Raw genomic sequence first — 22,867 nt, 5'->3', positions numbered from 1 at the left:
GGGAGGCGATGGAACCACATGGACGAACAATCCATAATCGGGATTATCGGAGCAGGATTTCAAGGGAAAGCGGCGGCCTACTGGTTTGCAAGAAATGGTTTTCGGGTCGTAATGTACGATGCGAATCCGGATCAAATAAGCAAAGTTAATGCAGAACTGGGTGGAGCAAAGAAACGCTCTATTCAAAGTTTCATTCGCATAACAGGGGAAATTCGCGATTTGGACGAATGCCATTTAATCATCGAGAATATTCCCGAGAATCTTGAAATGAAAATGGCGCTGTTTGCTAAGGTGGAAGAGGTGGCCGCACCGGGTGCAATTCTCGCCTCCAATTCATCCGCATTTCCAGCCAGTTGCATTTTCAGGAACCTGTCGCGCAAGGAGCGATGCATCAACATCCATTTTCTCGGTGTGAACTGGGGGAGTAAGCTTGTGGAAGTGATTCCTTCGGCCGAAACCTCAGACCAGACTCTTCGTTCTTCACTCGATATTTTGACGCGAGCCGGATTTAAGGCTATTGGGGTCGGGGAGTGCCCAGGCTTCGTTTTTAATCGGCTGAAGGGACTGGAACTGGCTAATATCATCCGAGCCTATGAAATGGGGCTGGTTGATTATGACTCCATGCTGAAGTATCTGCTTTATCCGATTAAAGGGAACTGGAATGTCGGCTTCATCGATCTTCTTGGTATAGAGATTTCCGAGTCCATTATTCGCTTTATGCACCGGGAACTGGGTGAAAGATATTATATTTCCGACTTGCTGACGGAGAAGGTTCGAAAGAACGAGTTCGGTGTAAAGACGGGAAAAGGATTTCTGGATTATACCGGAGTAAAAGATCCCTTCACCCTGTTGAATTCGCGGAACGAGCAGCTCCTGCCTTCTCGGTTTCGGAAGATTTACATGGATAACCTGCTGCTGAATCAGACGAACTTTTTGCTGCGGTTGATTAATAGCGGGAAAGAGGTCTACTTTCCGCATCGCAACTCCCCTTACTTGGAGGCCTTGCGCAGAACCGACGAGAAATTGGCCCTAAAGGTCCTTGGAAAAATCAAGTTCGCCGACGAGAATCCACAGGAGAACGGATATGATATGATCATTGTTTCCGAAATCTTGCCGCAGGAGCACCTGGTCCAGCGTTTGAACACTATAACCGCCTTGCACGGGGACAGGATTCCCATGATTGTATTTACACCCGTATATCGAATAAGCGATTTGGCGAAGGCTTCGCAACATCAGAGGGCATATCTGTTCGGCGCCAACGTGCAGAAATCCTATTTGTCCAATACGGAATTAGTTAGAACTCATGAAGAAGGGAACGAGATCTATGGTGATGTCCTGGGGTTTCTAAAGGAGATTGCAGGGGATTGCATCGAAGTGGAGGATGGGTACGCCCGCCCGCTCATGTTTCTGCTTATAGCCAAGATGTTCGAAGCAATCCGCATGGTAGAGGAAGGGGTAGCCGATGTGGATACTATCGAAATTTTGCTTGATCGCGACGTAATATTCAAAGATATCGATTATTTCGGCTTGCGTGAGCTTAAGATAATGGCGGACTACTTGTCGGCCGTTTATGGAGAACCGTTCTATGCTCCTGTCTCCCTTGAGCGCATGCTTCAAAACGGCAAGACGGGGGCCGCTGAAGGGGAAGGCTTCCATGTGTATTTCAACCCTATACTGACCCAGTAAAGGAAAATATGACGATGAATCGAAAAGACAGGGAATTAATGAAAAGTAAACTGAAAGCCTCAAATCAATTGTTAGAAAGGTCCAAATCAGTACTTCTCTCCCATTATGCCACCAGCTCGTGGGGAGAGATGAAACCTGTTGTATTTGTGGAAAAATGCCACGGCAGTAAAGTAGCTGATGTGGATGGAAACGAATACCTCGATATGTGCCTGGGATATGGACCAGTTTTTCTCGGGCACGGTCACCCCGTTGTAGTAGAGGCGGCAAGAGAAGCGATAGAGACGGGAAGTGTCCATGGTCTTGGACATGAATACGAAGTTGAATTTGCAGAACGGATGACAGATGCAGTACCTTTTGCGGACATGGTTACTTTTACGAACTCCGGAACCGAGGCGACAATGCATGCGCTCAAAATCGCCCGTGCCTATACAGGCAAGAATAAGGTCGGCAAATTTGAGGGCAGCTACCATGGGACCCATGATTACGTCCAGATCTCGGGAAGAGGGATGGCGTTTGGTCCCGTCGAGGAGCCTCTCAGCGTCCCGGTATCCACAGGAATTCCTCTCGATACCGTCCGCCAGGTGATAACTTTGTCCTATAATCAGCCGGAAACATTCGACCTTATTTTGAAGCATAAGGATGATTTGGCTGCTATCATACTGGAGCCTGTTCCGACCTGTTGTCCGATCGAAATGAAGGAATTTATTCAACAAATCAGAGAGATTACAAATAAGCATCATATTATATTGATCTTTGACGAAGTACTTAGTGGCTTCAGATATAACTATGGAAGCATCTCGAAAGCATACGGAATCGAACCTGATCTTTCCACCTTTGGCAAGATTATTGGAGGCGGTTTTCCGGTAGGAGCGATCACGGGATCAAGAAAGTTTCTACAGCCAATGATTACTACGGGAGATATCCGCCAGGATTTGCGAAGAAATGTTTTTATTGTCGGCACGTTTAATGGCAATCCGGTTACCTGTGCCGCGGGTTCCGCAACGTTGAAGTATTTAAAAAATAATCCCGGGATCTATACCAAAATAGAGGAACTCTCGAGTTATGTAATTAGAAGCATTGAGGCTGCGGCTAAGGAGATGGACCTTCCTTTTCAGGCGATTGGACCAGGCTCATGGTTCCTTCCGTTTTTCTCCAACCGCAAAGTCGGCAAACCAAGGGATGTTTCATGGTCGGACAATAGCAGCGCCTTCAGTGTATTCCGTGAATACATGATCAAAAACGGTGTTTTGGTGCCGGACGTCCCATTAATGTTTTTTTCCGCATCCCATACTAAAGAAGATTGCGACACGTTAATTCAAGCGATTCGGCAAACTTTTCAGGAAATGTATTGAATGTGCCGCGCAGTTTGCGGAATATCTAATTTATAGTAGGAGGAAATTATGGATCTTCTGGGATTGAATTTTGTGCTTAACCAAAACTGCAACATCACCTGTGGCCATTGTTTCTATAACTGCAAGCCGTCGACCAAAGGGGTCATGGAACTTGAGGATTTTAAATATTATTTGAGTACCGTGGCTTCGCGGAACAAGCTGCGCTGGGTCGGGTTAGGCTGTGGCGGTGAGGCGTTTCTGTATTACGACCGATTGATGGAATGTTTCAAGGAGACAGTCAAATACGACATTAAAGATATCTATGTCATGACCAATGCCTTCTGGGCAACAACCAAGGAACGAGCGAGGCAATATTTGAAACCGCTCAAGGAAGCCGGCCTGAATATTATTTGGTTCAGCTTAGATGCATTTCATCAAGAGTTTATCCCCATCGAGAATATCATCAATGCGGCAACGGTGGCATTGGAGGAGGGCATTCAGACAGTTTGCATTACCAGTGAGTATTTTTTGGATTTTAAAAGTGATCATCCGCTTGACGGGGAAACCCGGGCGCTGCTTCAATCCTTCAAGGAAAAGATGGGACCGTTGTCCAAATCTTTGGTATACGACCGTTACGTATTGATTCCTGGAGGAAGAGCTTCCGATTTGTATTCTTCCTATGTGAAAGAAATGGAGGCCAAAGGTAAGCAATTCCCGACATCTTTCAAGAAATGCAGAGGTACGGTCTTTTGGGGCAAAAATCTGAAAGACCCGTTCTCAATCGAAATCGATTGCAACGGTATTGTTGAATTATGTCCGGGTGTTGCCATTGCGGACTTGAAGAAGGATTCGCTGGAGGATTTGCTGGAGAACTACAACTACGAGAAAAACCCCATCATTGCTACGTTGGTAAATGAAGGGATACCGGGGCTCACACGGCTGGCTGAAGAGAATGGAATCGTTTTGGAGTCGGGATATCAGAACGAGTGCCATCTCTGCTACGAGATCCGCAAAGCTCTAAATACGGTATATCCGCAGCATTTGACACCTGCTTCATGCTATTGAGTCTGGATTCACTGCTTCAATGGAGCCGTGGTCTGGGGGAAGACATCGTTCTTTCGGTTAAAACCGAAGAGGAATTTCAAGAATCCCGATTGTTTCCTGAAGAACGGTTGTTGCTTAGCGAAAAGGCTGTCCTGAAGCGGAGAAAAGAATTCAGTTTGGGCCGTCAGGCCGCTCATGAGGCTTACAGCCATTTAACCCGCAGGCACGCGGTTCCTGTGTTGAGGGGCCCTTACCGGGAACCCCTATGGCCGGAAGGGGTAATCGGATCCCTGTCCCATTCCGGCCCCGCGGCCATAGCGGCTGTTGGTTGGAAGAAACATTATGCGGGCATTGGAATTGACATTGAGTTTATCACCCGGACGCTGTCTTCCGATATCGCCTGCCGGGTATGTGATCACACTGAGCTGGACTGGGTGAAATCGGCCTCGGACAATGCGGCCAGCCAGCTCCGGTTGCATACGGTGTTTTCGGCGAAAGAAGCGGTGTTTAAGGCGTTTTTTCCCATGGAATACGTTATGCTCGACTTTTTTGATGCCCATCTGGAGTGGGATGAAGGATTAGGCAAATTTCGGGGACAATTGTTCAAGTCCCCTGGGCAGCATATTCAGCCGGGAGTCAGATTCGCAGTAAATTGCCATCTGACAGAACATTATGTTTGCACTCTTGTGCTTTTACGAAATCAATATAATGGCGTTTAAAGGACTTGGAGACGAGATGAATGCGAATAACGCGCAACAATTGATACGCCTGCGAGACGGATTGAGCTTAAGAAGGTTAGGGGATGGAAAAACGGAGAACGTACCGAATCTGATAATGTTTCCGTTTGTCGGAGGCTATTCCCTTTCTTTTGCCCCTCTTGCCAAAGCTCTTAATGGCTGCTTCCGATGCTGGGCGGTAGATCCGCCGGGACATGGTTGGACCAAAGGCGAATTATTCACGGATTTTAATCAGTTGCTTCGGCTTTATTACGAGCAGCTTGGTTCTGTATTCGTCGGCCGTTACTTTCTGTTTGGCCACAGCTTGGGAGGATTGTTTGCTTATCAGTTGGGCAAATGGCTGGAACGCGACGGAAATCCCCCGGCGGCTGTATTCGTAAGTGCTTCTCCGGTGCCGCACAGAATTTCGGAATATCAATACTTGAGAAATAAAAATGATCTGGAGATCATGGAAGTACTTGCACAGTACGGCGGAATCGCGGAAACCCTGATGCAGAACACGGAATTTTTGCGGCATGCCGCCAAGCCTGTACAGGCCGATGTGAAGGTATTCCTAAGTACCGAGATCAAGCGCCAGCCTGTGCTTATGTCACCTTTGATCGTTTTGTTCAGCAAAGGAGACGCGTTTATAAAGGATGACGAATTCTTTGAATGGGATATATATGGACAGAATGTGAGCTACGAAGAAGTGTCGGGCAATCATTTGTTTATTCAATCCGAATATATGGCGGTGGCGGATACCATTTTGAAGTACAGAACATCGAGTTTACATTGAACAGTTAAGGAGGCGAACGATGAATTTGCCTTTTCCAATAACCATGTGGTTCAAACCAGCGGTACAAGGGATACCCTTTGGAGACAGCGCCCGGCTAATCAGAGATTTGACGCAACCAGTCTACATTTATGAAGAGGATGGTCGGCTATTTGCCGCACAAGGCGGAGACGTCACCTGCTTCCCGGAGCCGGGGGGCTATCGCCTTTTGGCATATGATGGAATAAATGATACAGCCACCCCGGGTTCAGCGGAATTTATGATGGAGCATCGCTTGAGCTACCCCTATGTTGCAGGAGGTATGGCCAAAGGAATCGCGTCCGTCCAAATGGTAGTGGCGCTGGCACAAGCAGGCATGCTCGGTTTCTTCGGAACGGGCGGATTAAGCTTGCCGGAAGTGGAACAAGCAATTGTCTCCCTGCAAAGCCGGCTCGATAACGGAGAACCTTTCGGAATCAATATGATCTCCACCTCCCCCCAAAACGATCAAGGGATAATTGAACTGTTATTGAAGCATGGCGTTTCCAAAGTGGAGGTTGCAGGTTCCATTACACTAAGCCCTGCGGTGGTTCAGTATCGAATCAAGGGACTTTATCGCGATCAAGGGAGAATCTGCACCAAACATCATGTTTTTGCCAAAGTTTCCCGGGAGGAGGTTGCCTCCCTGTTTATGTCGCCGCCGCCTTCCAAAATCGTTCAGTCCTTGCTGGATCATGGAAAGATCGATCGCGATCAGGCGGACATGGCGGCAGAGGTTCCTATGGCCGATCATATCATCGCCGAGGCGGACTCGGGAGGACATACCGATAACCGGCCTGCCTTACTGTTATTTCAGAATATGGTGCATCTTCGCAATCAAATGATGAAACAGCATCTTTACCCACATAGCAAAATCCGGATCGGAGCAGCCGGGGGAATATGCACACCGCAAACCGCCATGGCGGCCTTTCAACTGGGAGCTGATTTTGTCGTTACGGGTTCCATTAATCAGAGCAGTCTTGAAGCCGGAACATCAGAAGAAGTCAAAGCGATGTTATCCCAGGTATCCATGAGCGATGTAGCTAATGCGCCTTCGGCTGATATGTTCGAGATGGGAAGCAAGGTGCAGGTGATGACCAAGGGACTGATGTTTCACCTCAAAGCGAATAAATTATATGAGTTGTATCAGAATTATTCCTCGCTGGAAGATATACCGGAGAAAATCAGAATTCAACTGGAAGAAAAGACGTTCCGAGATACCCTCGACAACGTGTGGGCATCCACCCGAAGCTACTTTTTAAATAAAGCTCCGGAGATTGTAAACAAAGCGGAAGCTAATCCAAGGGTTAAAATGGCGCTTGTATTTCGTTGGTATCTGGGCCTTTCCGCTCATTGGGCGCAAACTGGAGAAATGTCGAGAAAGGTAGACTTTCAAATTCTATGCGGACCCGGCATGGGGGCTTTCAACCGGTGGGTTAAGGGAACTTATCTTGAAGCACCGGAGAACCGTTCCGTTGTAGAGATTGCCTTGAATATAATGGAAGGTGTCAAATTATTGCAGCGGTTGCAGCACCTGAAGCTTCAGGGATTGGAGACCGATTCTGAATGGGAGACATACGTGCCCGTAAAACAACAAAACAAATCCTTAAGTATATAGGGAGGTGATAACGATGACGGATACCGCTCTTGAAATAAAGGAATTGGAAAAAAGCTTCGGCGATTACAAAGCGGTGGAACAGCTATCGATAAGTATAAAGCGAGGAGAAATTTTCAGCCTGCTCGGTCCCAATGGGGCCGGCAAAACCACAACGATCAATTTGATTACCGGGTTCATGGAAGCGGACCGGGGAACGATTGAGATCGGTGGCGTCCCTTTCACGGGAAAAGGCCCACTAACGGGAATGATCGGAGTTTGCACGCAGGAAAAACAACTCTGGCCTTTGATGACCTGCGAGGAGCAACTTCAGTTTATTGGAAATCTGAACCGAATGGATCGGAAAACGATCAAAAAACGTTCGACTATGCTGCTCGAAAGCGTCGGGCTGGAGGATAAGCGCAATGTACTTGCGAAGAAATTGTCCGGAGGAATGCAGCGGCGGCTTCATATTATTATGTCGGTCATTCATGATCCTGAAATCATTATTTTGGATGAACCAGAGGCCGGTCTTGACCCCCAAAGTCGGGTGTTAGTGAGAGAATTCATCCAATCCCTTGCCGAATCCAAAACGGTGTTGCTTACCACGCATAACATGGATGAAGCGGAAAGAATGTCCTCTAGAGTTGCTGTAATGGACAAAGGAAAAGTATTGATATGCGACACACCGGACATGCTTCGCCGCAAGATTGCGCCGGAGGAAACGCTGGAAATTATCTTTAACCATCCGATTAAGCCGACAAACAAGCTAGATTCGCCTGCCTATACTGCTCAGTTTGACGATAGAACCATAATTATTACCGGTAACCGATTAACTGATTCAGTTCAGACGATTCTGGGAAAGCTGAATTCCTTATACGGCAATCCGCTTACTTTTAGTCTGAGACAAAGCACGCTCGAGGACGTATTCATTAAGCTGACCGGAAGGAGCTTGAGAGAATGAGATTATGGGCGGTATTCAAAAAAAGCGTGATGGAGCAGTTCCGGGATTATAAGGCAACCATACTTACTATCTTATCCCCAATTATTTTTATCGTCATTTTCGGATTGGCATTCGGTCAAGGCTTTTATACGTATTCGCTTGCGATTTCCAACGAAGATACAGGACCTTTAGGCACCGGAATGGTCAGTGAGATCAAGAGCAGTAAGTACCCAAACGGCAACAAACTATTTGAAGTCGTTCAGATCGATTATAAAAAGGAACAATTACAGGATGATATCCGCAAAGACAAATATGATGCTCATCTTTATATTCCGCCCGGCTTTAGCCAATCGCTACAAAGCGGAGAAGGCGCCGAACAGTCGCAGGTGACGCTAATGGGCAACCCGTCGAAGCTTTCTTACAACTTTATCAGCAGCTTCGTGGAGAACTATATTCATAATTTCGTATGGGAGAATGGAACAGCCGTTAGTCCGGTTCAGATTTTGTATGAAGAATTGGGCGAAGTGAAGGTCAAGTCGGAATTCGAAAACATGGCCCCGGGGTTGATGATTTTCTCGGTTTTTTTCCTGCTTATTTTAAGTTCTATGGTTATTACGAAAGAAGTGGAGAATCGTACGATACACCGAATTATACTGTCAAAAGTCAGACCGTTTGAATTTTGCGCAGGCATCAGTCTGTCACAGCTTGTGCTTGCGGGCCTTATGCTGCCGCTCGTTTTTGCCTCTGCCGTATTGCTCGGATTTTCGTCATCCGGCTCTTTTGTTCTTGCCTATCTAGTCAGTCTGGTTACGACATTTTCGGCAATCGGTATCGGTTTGATTCTCGCCGCTTTTTGCAAAACATCCTTGGAAGCTTTCATTATCGGTAATGTTGTGGTAACGCCGATGATGTTCCTGGCGGGAATTTTCTTCAAGGTTCCGCCCCTGCATTTGTTCAGCGTTCTAGGTAAGGACATCGAACTGCTTACTTTTATGCCGACATTAGATGCGGTCACCGCTATGAATAAAATCCTGCTCAACAATGCCGGTTTTAGAGAGATTCTGTCGGAATTTATCGTGCTGGTTCTGTTATCGGGCGGCTACTTTACTTTAGGCGTCTATTTGTTCGGCCGGCGCTATATGCGTAAAGCATGAGCAAAACGATTAAGAAGCGGGGGGAAATTATTCATATAGCCGATACGATTGCCGTCCGGCTGTTTGGGCCTGATGATGCCGCTATCAAATGGATAGCGTTTCCGTTCATCGGTGGAAATTCCTCTCATTTCCGTACACTTGCGGAGTATCTCACAGAAGAATGGCAGTTGGTGGCCGTAGATCCGCCAGCCCACGGGCAAGCGAGGGGTAAGCCGGTACTGGACATTTATACACTTACGGAGCTGTATTTCCAATTGCTCAAGCCTTATTTCAAAGGACGGTTTTATTTGTTTGGACATAGTTTGGGCGGTCTGGTGGCTTATCTTTTGGCATCCCGATTGGAAGAGGCGGGGCATCCACCGGGAGGAACGGTGCTAAGCGCGATCGCGCCCCCGCTGGAGATTAGGGATTTCAACGGATGGGGCGACCGCAGACTCGGAATTGAAGACCTGAATGCTTTCCTTATGGATAGTGGAGATAAATATGCGGCAATGGCCGGAAGTTCAATGGCAAAATTTTATTTGCCGCTTCTTAATCTCGATTATAGGCTCTTGCGCAGCTTCGAGCCGGAGAGGATCGCGCCACCTATTCTCAAAGGGAAAGTATGGATTATGGGCAGCAAGGAAGACCCCCTGTCCGAATGGGATCATCTCGGAAAATGGGAAGCTTACGCGAAAAATATCCATTATCTTGAAGCCGTTGGAGGGCACCAATATATTTTAACGCATGCCGAGACCGTCGCCGACAAGATGATCCGATGTGTCGCAGGTACGGCCCAGGAAGGAGAAGGGAATGACGATTCCCCGGGTAGGCACTAAATACCGTACGATATTTGAAGTAACGGAAGAACGGGTTCACGCTTTTTCGGCATTGTCGGGCGATGTCAATCCGCTCCATATCTCTTTAAGGGAAGCCAGGCAGTACGGATTCGATAAGCCAGTTGCCCATGGAGCTATTCTTCTGTCGGAGATCAGCCGGATTATCGGGACGGAGCTGCCAGGGGAAGGCGCTCTTTGGTCGGATGTATCGTTGACATTTCTGGGGCCCGTGTTTTGGGGTGATATCCTGGATATCGAAGTGGAGGTTCTCCGCTGTTCGGCCGTGACTCAGATGGCCAAGCTTTCCTTTCTTGTGAAGACGAAGGAAACGGGGAGAGAGATTCTGACCGGGACTTGTCTTGTTATGGTGCTGAAGAAGTTTAACGGGAGGTTGACTATGCCACAAAAAAGCGAGCGAATTGTGCTTGTTACGGGAGGGTCTCGCGGGGCCGGACTGGCTTGCGTTACAGAGTTTCTGAAAGAGGGCTATACCACCTTGTCTCTCTCACGCCGGAATTCCGAAGGTTTAGAACTGCTGCAGCAGCAATACGAAGGCCAACTGCATGTCCTGTGCGCCGATGTTTCGGACAAGTCGGCCGTGTCGTTGGCGTTGAAACAAGCACGCGATGTTTGTGGTCCTGTCAACATGATCGTTCACGGGGCAAGTCCGGTTCCTGTCAAAGCGAGCTTGCAGGAGGATACATATGAGGCTGTACAAAAGTTTATGGACGTGTATGTGGGCGGGTTGACCGCTATATTAAACGAGTGCCTGCCTTCCATGACAAGAAATCGCTTCGGCAGGATCGTCACATTGGGAACATCCTATATTCTCGGGCCTCCTCCCCGGTCCATGTATCCTTACGTTATTGCCAAAGAAGCCCTATGGGGGATGACTAAGAGTCTTGCCGCCGATTACGGCGGCTTCGGTATAACCTGCAATATGGTCTCCCCTTCCATGATGCTAACGGATCTTACGGCAGGCATTTCAAATCCGTTCAAAATGGCGGAGGCGGAAAAAAACCCGATGAAGCGTCTGGCTGAGCCGGAGGAAGTCGCCAAAACCGTGATGTTCCTGTGCGAAGAAGGGGCTTCTTTTATCAACGGAACGAATACGCCGATTACCGGAGGTGGGATAGGATGAACGACACGTTTACGTGGCTGCTCCTGTCTGATTTTACGATCGATCCGTTGGCCGATTGCTTAAGAAAATCGAAAAATCCTTGTATGCCCTGTATGATAGGCCCTATCGATCAAGTTCGGCAGGTGATCCATCAAGCGGATCATGAATGTTGGCGATCAATTCCGCAGGGGGCAGTAGTATGGACCCAGCCTTTCAAAGCCGTACCGGCGTTCTCCAAATTGTATTATGAAGGCGCAACCGACCTGGAGGCGGTATACGAAGAGGTAAGGGATTATGCCCGTAGCCTAAAATGTCTTGCTACCAAGGTAAGCTTGCTAATTGTGCCAGTATGGACATTGCCCGCTCATCTGGCGGGCGATGGAGTTGCGGATTACCGCAACCGTACCGGAATTCGGAATGTGCTGGGCCGAATGAACTTGCTTCTTGCCGAAGAGCTCGAAGCTTACGAGAACGTCTTTTTGCTTTCCACAGAGAAATGGTTAATTCGATCGGTTTCGTCGGCTAACGAGGCTCTGTGGTATTTGGGCAAAATTCCTTTCTCAAGGGAAGTGTTCGTTCAGGCGGCGGAAGATATCATTGCGTCTGTTCAAGCATTCTACGGAACCACCCGAAAGGTGTTAGTCCTAGATCTCGATAACACGCTGTGGGGCGGCGTGATCGGAGAGGACGGAATCGACGGAATTCTCCTGGGAGGGCCGGACCCCGCAGGAGAAGCTTATCAGGATTTTCAGCGTCATCTGCTGGCTTTGAAGAATAATGGCACCCTATTGGGGATTGTGAGCAAGAATGAGGAAGGGAATGCATTTGAAGCCATTGAGCGGCATCCTGATATGGTTTTGAGGAGAAAGGATTTCAGTAGTTGGAGAATTAATTGGGAGGACAAGGCCCGTAATATCATCCATATGGCCGAGGAACTTAACCTGGGGGTGGACTCCTTCGTTTTCATCGACGACAATCCCGTGGAAAGGGACAGGATCCGAAAGGCTCTCCCCGCAGTGTTTGTGCCGGATTGGCCGGAAGATCCGATTTATTACTCCCGGGCTTTATCCGAGTTGAAATGTTTCTCGGGGAGCGCCCGCAGCGGGGAGGACAGGGAGCGAACCCGTTATTATCGGGAAGAAGCAGACCGCAGAAAGGCGCTGGAGGAATTGACTTCTATTGAAGATTGGCTGGATAGCCTGCAATTAAGGTTAACGGTCGAGGAAGTTGGTCGCTCCAACATAGTTAGGGCGGTTCAATTGCTGAACAAAACGAATCAGTTTAATCTGCTGACCCGGCGAATGGGACAAACAGAGTTTGCGGAGTTCATTGGAGGTGAAGGTCGAAGAGCCTTTCTGTTCCGCCTGAATGATAGGTTGGGTGATTATGGTTCCATTGGCCTAGCTACAATTGAACTGAAGGAGGAGGCGCTCGGCGTCATGGATTTTTTATTGAGCTGCAGGGCCATGGGAAGGGGCGTTGAGCAAGGAATGCTATATGTTCTTGCGCAATTTGCCGGTATGATCGGCCGGCAGAAGATGACCGCCTGTTATGTGCCTACCCCCAAAAACAAGCCTTGCGCAAGTTTCCTGCCGGTGCATGGATTTGAAGAGCAGGTTAGAAGCGTCTGGACAGTTTCCTGCGAAGACATTCGCAAGCCTGCTTACATCGAGATAATCTCACCGATAATGATCGATCATTAAAATGGATATATGGAGGTAGAGCACAGCAATGGCAATGGATCAATTGGAACAGAGATGGCGGGAAGAACTAGTGACCCTTGTTTATGAGCACCTTGAAATTCCGAGGTGTACGAATCCGAGTGACGTCAATCAAGATACGATCGAAACTTGGGGATCATCCCGCCACTTAAGTTTAATTATGGAGATCGAATCGGCTTTCGGCATTTCCTTTCGGATCGAAGAAGTTATGAATGCCAGATCGTTTGACGATCTAGCGTATTTGCTGTCCTGCAAGATTTAATCTGATCTGCCTGGAACGGTGGGAATGGAGTGGAGAATCATGAACCAAGAGATTGCGGTAATCGGGATGTCCGGAATCTTCCCGGGAGCAAGAAATCTGGAAGAATACTGGGATAATCTATTGCAAGGAAAGGATTCTATTACGGAAATCCCACAGGATCGATGGAACAGAGAAGACTTTTATTTTAATAAGTCCGGCGAACTTAAGCCACAGCCGGGCACAAGAGGCGGTTTCATAAACGGAGTGTATGATTTTGATCCTGTTTTTTTTCAGATATCGCCCAAGGAAGCTCCTTATTTGGACCCACAGCATCGGAAAACGATAGAAATGGCATTCGAGGCGTTCACGGGAGCCGGCTACAGCGAGGAAATGCTGTCGGGTTCCGATACGGGTGTGTTTCTCGGCATGATGGGAAGGGGGTATTTCGACAGTCTGCTCACGGAAAGGGATGCCGCTTCGTTGCACGGGCATGCTTTTACAAGCAGTTTGCTTGGATTTTCCGCTAACCGGATATCATATCATTTTAATCTTAAAGGCCCCAGTATAACCATCGATACGCTTTGTTCTTCCTCGCTTGTCGCGATTCATCAGGCCGTGAGAAGCCTGATGTTGGGTGAATGCCGTTTGGCATTAGCGGGCGGAGCGTATCTTCATTTCTCCCCGGAACATTATGCACTGTTGAGTCAGATGAACGTTCTCTCCCCAGACGGACGCTGTAAACCTTTTGACGATGGAGCGAATGGCATAGTCTCCGGGGAGGGCGTTGGAATTGTTCTGTTGAAGCGGCTGGATCAGGCATTGGCGGACAAGGATCCTATTCAGGCGGTGATAAAGGGAACTGCCGTAAACAACGACGGCAAATCCTCCCGATTTACCGCAACCAGTCCTGAAGCGCAGGAATCACTGATTACCAAAGCGTTGGAGTCTTCTAGCGTACACCCTGAAACTGTGACCTGTATTGAAACGCATGGAACCGGAACGGCGCTTGGCGATCCGATTGAGCTGGCGGCATTGCAAAAAGCGTTTGGCCAATATACGGACAGGAAGGGGTATTGTTCTATCGGTTCGGTCAAATCCAATATCGGCCATTTGGAGCCTGCAGCGGGCATCGCCGGATTACTGAAAATGATTCTGGCGATGAAACACAGGATACTGCCGCCAACCCTTCATGTGCAGCGCGTCAATCATTTTGTCGATTTAGCGAATACGCCGTTTTACATACAGGACGCTCCGCTCCGCTGGGAACCGGAATGCGGAGTTCGTAGAGGCGGAGTGAGTTCTTTCGGTATGGGCGGTACAAACGCTCATATCATCGTTGAAGAGGCTCCCAACCGTCAACTCCCCTTTGATACGTCCGGTTTATCGGAGGGAGTACTTCTGCTCTCGGCTAAATCGGAAGCAGCCTTGGCAAGAACGGTAAGCGACCACGCCAAATGGATAGCGGGTCTGGAGACCAATATGTTTCACAATTTGTGCTATACGGCAAGTCGTATAAAAAGCGAGTACCCTTATCGTGTAGCGTTTGTCGCTTCTTCGATGGAAGAACTAAAAATGAACATGGAGGCTTTTCGGACGGGCGAACAGCCGGAAAGAAAAAGCAAAACCAAAATCGAACAGCCACGCGTTGTCTTTAAATTCGGAGATAATCCGCTTGCTCTGCCCGACCGCCAGTTTTTCCGGTATGGCGGGCCATTCAAGCCGGCATGGGATACCATTGAACGCGAGTATAGGGAAATAACGGGTGTTTCGTTGCTTGAAGATCAAGAGTGCTCACCGATACGCTTGAAGCAGCGGTCGGTTTGCATTCAGTTTTTTTATATGCTGTTGTTGAACGAGCTAGGGATTCGGCCGGAAGCTATAGATGGCTCCGGGTTTGGCATATTCGGCGCCATGGCGGCAAGTGGAGAGATTGGACTGGAGGAAGCCTTGCGGCGGGTAGCCCTGCCAATTCAAGAGGGCGGCGCAATGACAGGTTTGCTGAAAGGAGCCGGCGTTTTCCCTGAAACCGAAGTGGTTCGGCTGGACGGCAATCCTGACGGAAGCGTGGCGAGTTTTCTACAGTTGCTGGCAAGAATGTATGTTAAAGGAGCGCCGGTACGGATTCATTCGATGTACAAAGGCTTATCCGTCGGCATGATTTCCCTTCCCGCCTATCCTTTTGATATAAAGCGGTACTGTTATCCCGGAAGGAAGCAGGTTGCCCAAGTTCCTGCTGCAATTGGAGACGTTGGCAGGAATCATACTGGGCAGTGGTTTTCTTTTCAACACCTTCATGAGATTGACGGCAAAGCCGTGTATGAGTGGGAGGTAACGGATGCGCTGGCCGAACTAGTCGCTGAGCATGAAGTGTCCGGCAAGCCGGTCCTGCCGGGAGCAGCCTATCCTGAACTAATCAGGAGTCTTATAGGGAGCATGGGAAAAGGGATGCTCTGCGAAATCCGAGGCTTACTGCTCACCCTTCCTCTAGTGATTACTACAGGGCGTATAATCCGCGTTACAACCGAAGAGAAGGAGGGAGAAATCAGATTCAGGGTTGAATCTCGGGAAGCAAGCGAGCGGGGAGCCGCTCTGTCGACGCATGCAACGGGTGAGGCTGTATTTCATGCAGCGGCATTACGGAAACAGGCATTTCATCTTGATCAGGACTTGAGCGCTTGCAGCAATGAAATCGATTTGGCCGCTTTTTATCGAAGTTTTGAAGGAACGGGAATTCGTTACGGCCCCCGGTTCCGAGTGCTCAAGCGTCTATGTACAGGGAAAGCAGAGGCAGTTTCGGAACTTAAAGCGAGTGAAGGCAGCGTCTTCGAGGGTCTGGAAATCCCTTTTCCGTTGCTTGACGGTGTGCTGCAGACGGCTATTGGACTGATTTATACGAGAGGTGAAATGGTTGAAGGACGTCCCTTCGTTCCTTTCGGCTGGAAAGAAATCCGCCTGTTGGATCGGTTCGAAGCCAAAGTAACCTGTGCAATCAAGCTCCGGACGACCGGGCCATCCATAGGCGATACCTTTAAAGTCGATGTTGGCGTTTATGGAGGTAATCATCAACCTATTCTTTTTATAGATAGCCTAACTTTCAAGCGCGCTTCGGCAACGCAGCTTCATCATGCATCCGCTGGCGTTTCGGCGGATTCGGGTGAAGCGGTCGTTATGTACCGTCCCGTCTGGTTGCCGTTGCAGCTTGTATCAAACGGGAACGGACCTGGGGCGCAAAGCGGCCGCTGGTTATGTTTCGCCGATTCGAAACCTATTATCAGCCGCGAAGAAATCGGAACACGCTTAATTTGGGCGGTTCCCGGTAGCCGATATTATAAACCCGAAACCGATTGTTATGAAATCCGTCCCGAAGAGCCAGACGACTATAACCGCTTACTGAAAGAGATGACAGGAAGCGGAGAGCGGCTTGAAGCGATACTCTACTTTTCCTCTTTCAGCGGGCAATTCGACGAAGCGGTCGGACTTCAGTGTTTTTTGCATGTGCTGAAAGCGATTGTACGGATTCCTGCGGCGGAGGCCCCCCGACTGTTGGTAATCACCGGAATTCCTCACGGAGGGGAGGGAGAGCCCGGGGATACGGCTCCTGTCGACAGCGGACTGTTGGGTATGGTCAGAGTCTTTTCCCTAGAGTATCCTACCCTATCGTCCCAATGGATCAATTTCGACGTGCATCATCCCCATTTGGGAGAACCGGAAGTGTTCAAAGCGGTGGCTAATGAAATCAACGGCGGAAGCGAGCAACGGGAGATAGCTTTTTTTGGCGGGACCCGACATGTGCTCCGTCTGGACCCAGCCTTCGGGACGAGCGCTTCCGGAAGGATTCGCCTGAAACCCGGCGGCGTATATCTTATTACGGGAGGGCTTGGAGGCATTGGAACGGAATTGGCACTCTGGCTGGGAAAACAGTACGGAGCCCGGGTTGCGCTCGTCACAGGCGGGCCTCTTGAAGCAAAGCGCGAACGCATAGTTCGTCTACATGCTTCTTTAAAGGGAACCGGAGCAGAGATTGCGTGCTTTACCGGGGACGTTTCCGATGCCAATCGGATGGAAGAAATCTTTCTTGAGGTGAGCATAAGATTCGGCTCTATCAACGGAATATTTCATGCTGCAGGCAGGATTGGGGACGGATTGCTCAAAGCCAAAACGCCAGAGCAATTCACCGATATCTTGCTCCCGAAAGTTAAAGGAACGAAAGTAATCGGTGAGCTAGCCCAGAGGATTCCAGGATCGTTTCTAGTACTGTTCTCTTCGATTTCTTCCGTATTCGGGAATGTGGGGCAGATCGATTATGCCGCGGCCAACGCTTACATGGATGCCTATGCTCATGCTCTTACCCGTAAAGGAACACCGTGCCTTTCAATTAGCTGGTCCTATTGGCAAACGGGCATGGGGCAGAACTTTATACAGTCAGCAATTAATCGGGGATATCGGCCTATGGATAAGGATGAAGGACTCTTGGTTCTGGAAAAGGCGCTGCAGTTGCCCTACGCTCACATCGTTGCGTTCAGTCGAACTTCTAAGATCGAACGGCCAGAGCGGACAACTTTGAGTGCCCCGAGTATTGCTTCCGCTCAGAGTCGCGGAGTGTACCGAAATGAGGAACGAAGCGGAATTCAGCGCGAATTGCTGGGCATGCTGGCGCGGCTGCTGGAACTGGACCCGAGTGAACTGGATGCGGAGACGCCGTTTATCCAATACGGGATGGATTCTCTATTATCCGTGTCGTTTGCCGAGGAGATCGCGGACTATTGGAGTATAGACATAGATGCCACATCGATTTTCGACTACCCCGATATATCCAAACTGTCCGAGTTTGTAAGCGTACTTTTGCCCGACGTAGAAAAAAACTACACGAGACCACCATTTCCCGGACGAGAAGACTGTTTTGAATCCGATTCTCATTTTTTGTCTTCCACAAGAAATGCCGAAGATTTGAAAAAAACGGTTCTGCGGGCACTTTCGGTTACGCTGGAACTTGGAATTGAGGATCTGGTACCGGATATGCCATTTATGGAAATGGGAGTAGATTCGTTGTTGGCCGTACAGTTTACGGAGTTATTGTCGCTCTGGCTGGAGATTCCTTTGGACAATACGCTAGTTTTTGATTACCCGAATATTGAAGCGTTGTGTTCTTATCTCCTGGATATAATTGGAAATAAAGAGCTGCCCCGAATACTGGACGAAGATAAACGCCCGAAAGAATCGCCTCGCCCACTGCCGTCCCAAGGGCAAGGCAGACTGCTATTCAATGAAGAGCCAGGCTGGGGAACGCCGGAGAAAGTCGAGGAGCCGGCTGGCGATATTGCGATTATTGGATTGGCCGGCCGTTTTCCCGGTGCGGAATCCGTGGCCCGGCTATGGGAGAATATTGTGCAGCGAAGATGGAGCGGCTCCTCCTTTCCGCAGGAAAGGGTGCACGGTGACGTAGATATCTATGCAAGCGCCGACTATGCCGAATATCGGGATCGGCTATTGGGGAGCTATTTGGATGGGATCGATCGTTTCGATCCGTTATTCTTTGATCTTTCGCCTCGTGAAGCGGAACTCATGGATCCTCAACAAAGATTGCTGCTGGAGACGGTATGGCATGCCATTGAAGATGCCGGAGTAACCCGTTCCATGCTGTCGGGCTCTCAGACGGGAGTGTTTATAGGGGCCTGCATTACAGAGTACACCAAGTACATCGGGAGGTTAGACCCGCTAATCGGGACTGGAAACGAACTATCGATCCTTTCCAACCGGATCTCCTATTTACTGGACCTGAAAGGGCCAAGCATGACGCTGGATACCGCTTGCTCTTCGTCGCTGGTGGCGCTGGATACGGCATGTCAAAACATTCAAACCGGAAGATGCGGCATGGCGATCGTCGGAGGCATTAACCTGATCCTTACTCCATATTTCTCGATGGCTTTCGATAAAGCGGGCATGCTTAGCTCGGACGGGAGATGCAAAACGTTTGACGATTCAGCTGACGGTTATGCAAGAGGCGAGGGGGCGGGCGTCGTACTGCTTAAGCCCTTAACTCAGGCTTTGAGAGACAAGGACACGGTATATGCCGTAATCAAGGGAACGGCGGTCAATCAGGACGGCTACTCGAATGGTTTGACGGCGCCGAACGCGTTGGCACAGGAAGAAGTCATTCTTGAAGCGTGGCAGCGGTCAAGAATCGACCCCAGATCCATTTCCCTTGTGGAAGCGCACGGAACAGGCACGCGTTTGGGAGATCCTATCGAAATCAAAGGCCTGACCCGGGCGTTTAGGAATTATACGGGCGATATCGCCTTTTGCGCCATCGGCTCCGTGAAATCGAATATTGGCCATCTGGAGCCTGCGGCAGGCATTTCCGGAATCATTAAAGTTGTAGAAGCGCTGCGGAGAAAAATACTCCCCCCAACCGGCCAATTTAACCGTAAGAACGGACTGATCCCGTTTGAACATTCTCCGTTCTATATTAATGACAGGGCTGCGGAGTGGTGTTCGGAAGGGTATCCGCGAAGGGCAGTCGTTAGTTCATTCGGATTCGGCGGGACCAACGCCCATGTTGTGCTTGAAGAAGCCCCCGAGACCAGTATGAAGGTTGAGGATTATCCGAAGCTGTTTCATCCTGTAACCGTATCGGCCAAGAGCAAGGAGGCGCTTCAGGCGAAGCTTCTTCAACTGGAACAATACTTGACCGATCACGGGGATATTCATTATGAGGACGTATGCTACAGCCTTGCCGTAAGCAGGGATCACCAAACGTACAGGGCGGCGTTCGCAGCAGGAAGTTTCTCGGATATGAAAAGAGGGCTGGCAAGACTGAATGCCGGGTCCCTAGGCTCCGAAGCCGGCAAGCGAAACAAGAACGCAGGAATGACGCTGCTGTTCGGGAGTATGGATGGACGGTTTCTGGAAGTGGCTGCAGGATTGCATTCACGATATAAAGTGTTCGCCGCTTCGCTTGATGAGTATGACCGTTACGTTAGCCTCGTTTCAGGCCGATCAATCAAGTTTTTTTTGAGTGAGCCGTCTATGCTGGCTTCCCATGCCAGGATTGAAAACTTAAATTTTGCCAAGGTCTATGCGCTTGCCGTTGCGCTTGCGGCGGCGGAACTGCTCCGGTCGTGGGGAATCGAACCGGAAACGGCGGCTGGTTCAGGAGTGGGGCATATCGCGGCGGCATGCTTTATGGGAAGGATGTCTTCTGAAGAAGCCCTGCTGTGCGCACTCCATGGGACGACTCCCGATAACGCCGGTAAGATGTATACTCCGGAAGAATGGGGAGAGAAATTGGCTGAAGAAACAGCCCGCGGGCGGCGCTTGATCGCGATTGAAATTGGAGACATGGAATGGAAGGAGAATGGTTCGGCGAAAGTAACGAGCGTACCGTTTATGATTCCGGGTTATCAGGGACATTATTCGGCGGCGAATGCCTTGGCATCCTTATACTTGGCGGGAGCCGATATCAACTGGCAGGGATATTACCGGGACTTAGCCGAATATAATCGCGTTCCATTGCCGTTATATCCATTCCAGCATAAAAGGTACTGGGCCGATGGCGGCAATGATGCCGGCAAGCCATCCGGTCAGGAGCAGGCGGCCCGCGGCAAGGAGGAGCCTTGCCTTTTTCGCAAGGTTTGGCAGCCGAGTCCCATTTCTTCCCGAAAAATCAGCCAATGCGTATGGTTAGTGATGACGGACGGATCAGAGACGGGAACACGGGTTGCCGCGGGGCTTGAGAGTCAAGGCTGTACGGTCATCAAAGCGGTCATCGGGTCTACTTATGAATGGATCAATACTTGCGAATGCCAGCTGCTCCCTTCGAGAGAAGAGGATTATCAGCGGTTGGCGGAAGACATCGAATCAAAATTTGGCGGGTTTGAAGGAATTGTGCAGTTATGGCCCGGGAGTCAAGGCGAGCAAAGACAGGATGATCTTTCGCTCGGATTGATCGGAGATACCTTAACTTACGGGCTCGTGTCGACATTTTCGGCGGCTAGAGCTTTCCTGCCGAGAAATCCTTTACGTAAAGCGCTCAAATATGTCGCTGTCACCTTAAATGCAAAACCCTTCGGTAGCGGGGCACCGATTTCACCGGCAGCGGCGGCGGAATCCGCGTTCGTCCAGACCCTTGCCCACGAGTGGAAAGGAGTTCGGGCCAAGAGCATCGATTTCGACCAAAGTGAGCCTGCCGGGGACCGGGTAGTTCGGGCTATATTGAGCGAACTGGCGTTTTGGGATGACTGCACGGAGATCGTCTATCGCCGCGGAGAGCGTTATGTGCCTCGCCTCGCTTCGCTCCCGTCGAATCAGCCGGAGGGTGAAACGGCTTGGCTCAAACCGGGAGAAGCAGTGATGATTACCGGGGGAGCGACAGGAATCGGCTATTTAACTGCACGCAGATTGGCGGAGAAGACAAAGGCAAAAATCGCTTTGACCGGCCGGATGAAGCTGCCGCCCGAACCGGAGTGGCAACGCTTCTTGTCTGAGGAGCCGCACGGAGAACAAGCATTGCGGATAAGGAACATTTTGGAACTCAGAAGTTTGGGAGCGGAAGCTCAATATTACCAAGCAAACGTATCCAGCCCGAGTGAGATGGAGGATGTGCTGTCAGAAATCCAGGACCGTTGGGGAAGCCTTAAAGGGATTATCCATTGCGCAGGGGTGATCGACAGTGTCCGCGTCTCAATAAAAGCCAAAAGCCGCGATTCGGTAAGGAATATTCTGGAACCTAAAGTATTCGGGACTCTCTGCTTGTATCGGCTGATCCGTAAATATAAAATACCGGCGGCCCTCTTCTACTCATCTCTCTCTTCGGCAGCGGGAGCTTGCGGAGCCGGAATGGCGGATTATGCCGCAGCCAATGCATTCATGGATGCGGTGGCATGCCGACTGTCGGTAGAGGAAACGGGGCTTTATAAAAGTGTGCAATGGCCGGTTTGGGAAGGCGCAGGGATGAGTACCAAAGGATTGTCCACGACTAATGGATTTGCGCTTGCTCCGAGTAAAGCGCTGCAATTGCTTGAGAGGGTGATGACGGACCGGACTAGCTCGGTCGTCATCGTAATTGATGGGGATTACCAAAGTCTGGAGGTCCTTGTTGCCGGAGGTTTGCCACAGACGCCAGAGAAAAGTGCTTCGTTACTGGATAACCCGTATAATTCCCGCGAATTTGGTCTCAATCGGTCTGACGGCTCCAACGAAGGGTCCAGCTATGCCAATCTTGAAGCGGAGATGTCGTTGTTAAATCGGCTGTTGATGCTTCATCTAAAACTGGATGAGTCGGAGTTGGACCCGGAGCGCAATTTTGATGAATACGGCCTGGATTCGCTTACCATCGCGGATGTGATGGGCGGAATCGAGGAGCACTACGGCCAGCCGATCGAACCTTCCGCCTTTCTGGCATTCCCTTGCGTTAGGGAACTGGCCGAGCATCTGGCGCAGAGCTTTGACAATCGATCGGGCGGCAAGGAAAGCTTGACGACCCTTGACAAGACCAGCCGATCGAACAGCGACGTAACAGAATTTCCACCCGACAGTGCGCAGGAATCACTTGGCGCCAGGGAAGATGTCCCGCAGCCGGGTTCTTTAGTTGAACTGCTTCGGCGGGTGTATTGTGGTCAAATTGAGATCGAAGAAGCTATGGAGCGCCTGGAAATTAGCTTGGAGACCGGGCTTTCCGAGTTATCATAAA

General features: G+C 49.8%; 13 protein-coding genes. All 13 read left to right on the top strand.

Translation table 11 applies throughout. The annotated features are described in order from the left end of the window. Positions 1 to 18 precede the first annotated feature (18 nt). The 13 genes from ACLD72_RS18035 to ACLD72_RS17975 are packed head-to-tail and all read left to right on the top strand — an operon-like array spanning position 19 to position 22,866. Positions 19 to 1,686: a 3-hydroxyacyl-CoA dehydrogenase NAD-binding domain-containing protein gene (locus ACLD72_RS18035; RefSeq protein ID WP_411000625.1), complete on the top strand. Its 1,668-nt coding sequence runs from the start codon at positions 19 to 21 to the stop codon at positions 1,684 to 1,686. 14 nt (positions 1,687 to 1,700) lie between these two features. Next, positions 1,701 to 3,038, top strand: a complete 1,338-nt coding sequence (locus ACLD72_RS18030; RefSeq protein WP_411000627.1) for an aspartate aminotransferase family protein — start codon at positions 1,701 to 1,703, stop codon at positions 3,036 to 3,038. Positions 3,039 to 3,086: 48 nt separating this feature from the next. Further along, on the top strand, positions 3,087 to 4,082 hold the full coding sequence (locus ACLD72_RS18025) for a radical SAM protein (protein WP_411000628.1): 996 nt from the start codon (positions 3,087 to 3,089) through the stop codon (positions 4,080 to 4,082). Beyond that, positions 4,079 to 4,780 carry a 4'-phosphopantetheinyl transferase family protein gene (locus ACLD72_RS18020; RefSeq protein WP_458476091.1) on the top strand — a complete coding sequence of 234 codons (702 nt, stop codon included), beginning with the start codon at positions 4,079 to 4,081 and terminating at the stop codon, positions 4,778 to 4,780. Before ACLD72_RS18025 ends, ACLD72_RS18020 begins: the two co-directional genes overlap by 4 nt. Continuing rightward, on the top strand, positions 4,770 to 5,573 hold the full coding sequence (locus tag ACLD72_RS18015) for a thioesterase II family protein (protein ID WP_411000632.1): 804 nt from the start codon (positions 4,770 to 4,772) through the stop codon (positions 5,571 to 5,573). The genes ACLD72_RS18020 and ACLD72_RS18015 overlap by 11 nt, the downstream gene beginning before the upstream one ends. Before the next feature lie 19 nt (positions 5,574 to 5,592). Then, positions 5,593 to 7,206, top strand: a complete 1,614-nt coding sequence (locus tag ACLD72_RS18010) for a PfaD family polyunsaturated fatty acid/polyketide biosynthesis protein (protein WP_411000634.1) — start codon at positions 5,593 to 5,595, stop codon at positions 7,204 to 7,206. 43 nt (positions 7,207 to 7,249) lie between these two features. Beyond that, entirely contained in the window at positions 7,250 to 8,146 is an 897-nt protein-coding gene (locus ACLD72_RS18005; RefSeq protein WP_458476090.1) for an ABC transporter ATP-binding protein, read from the top strand. Continuing rightward, complete coding sequence (locus ACLD72_RS18000) at positions 8,143 to 9,279, top strand: ABC transporter permease (RefSeq protein ID WP_411000638.1); 1,137 nt, start codon at positions 8,143 to 8,145, stop codon at positions 9,277 to 9,279. The genes ACLD72_RS18005 and ACLD72_RS18000 overlap by 4 nt, the downstream gene beginning before the upstream one ends. After that, a complete protein-coding gene (locus ACLD72_RS17995) occupies positions 9,276 to 10,097 on the top strand; it encodes a thioesterase II family protein (protein WP_411000640.1) in 822 nt (273 codons plus the stop codon). The genes ACLD72_RS18000 and ACLD72_RS17995 overlap by 4 nt, the downstream gene beginning before the upstream one ends. Then, positions 10,072 to 11,238 (top strand): SDR family oxidoreductase, encoded by a 1,167-nt coding sequence (locus ACLD72_RS17990; RefSeq protein ID WP_411000642.1) that lies wholly within the window; start codon positions 10,072 to 10,074, stop codon positions 11,236 to 11,238. Before ACLD72_RS17995 ends, ACLD72_RS17990 begins: the two co-directional genes overlap by 26 nt. Then, positions 11,235 to 12,920, top strand: coding sequence for an HAD-IIIC family phosphatase (locus ACLD72_RS17985; protein WP_411000644.1), 1,686 nt, complete (start codon positions 11,235 to 11,237; stop codon positions 12,918 to 12,920). The genes ACLD72_RS17990 and ACLD72_RS17985 overlap by 4 nt, the downstream gene beginning before the upstream one ends. Before the next feature lie 28 nt (positions 12,921 to 12,948). Beyond that, positions 12,949 to 13,200, top strand: a complete 252-nt coding sequence (locus ACLD72_RS17980) for a hypothetical protein (protein ID WP_411000646.1) — start codon at positions 12,949 to 12,951, stop codon at positions 13,198 to 13,200. A 39-nt stretch (positions 13,201 to 13,239) separates the two neighbouring features. Beyond that, entirely contained in the window at positions 13,240 to 22,866 is a 9,627-nt protein-coding gene (locus tag ACLD72_RS17975) for an SDR family NAD(P)-dependent oxidoreductase (RefSeq protein WP_411000647.1), read from the top strand. Position 22,867 lies beyond the last annotated feature (1 nt).

It is taken from the genome of Paenibacillus lacisediminis (genome assembly GCF_046567315.2).
The sequence above is the reverse complement of the archived record's forward strand: the minus strand, read 5'-3'. Positions and strand labels throughout refer to the sequence as shown.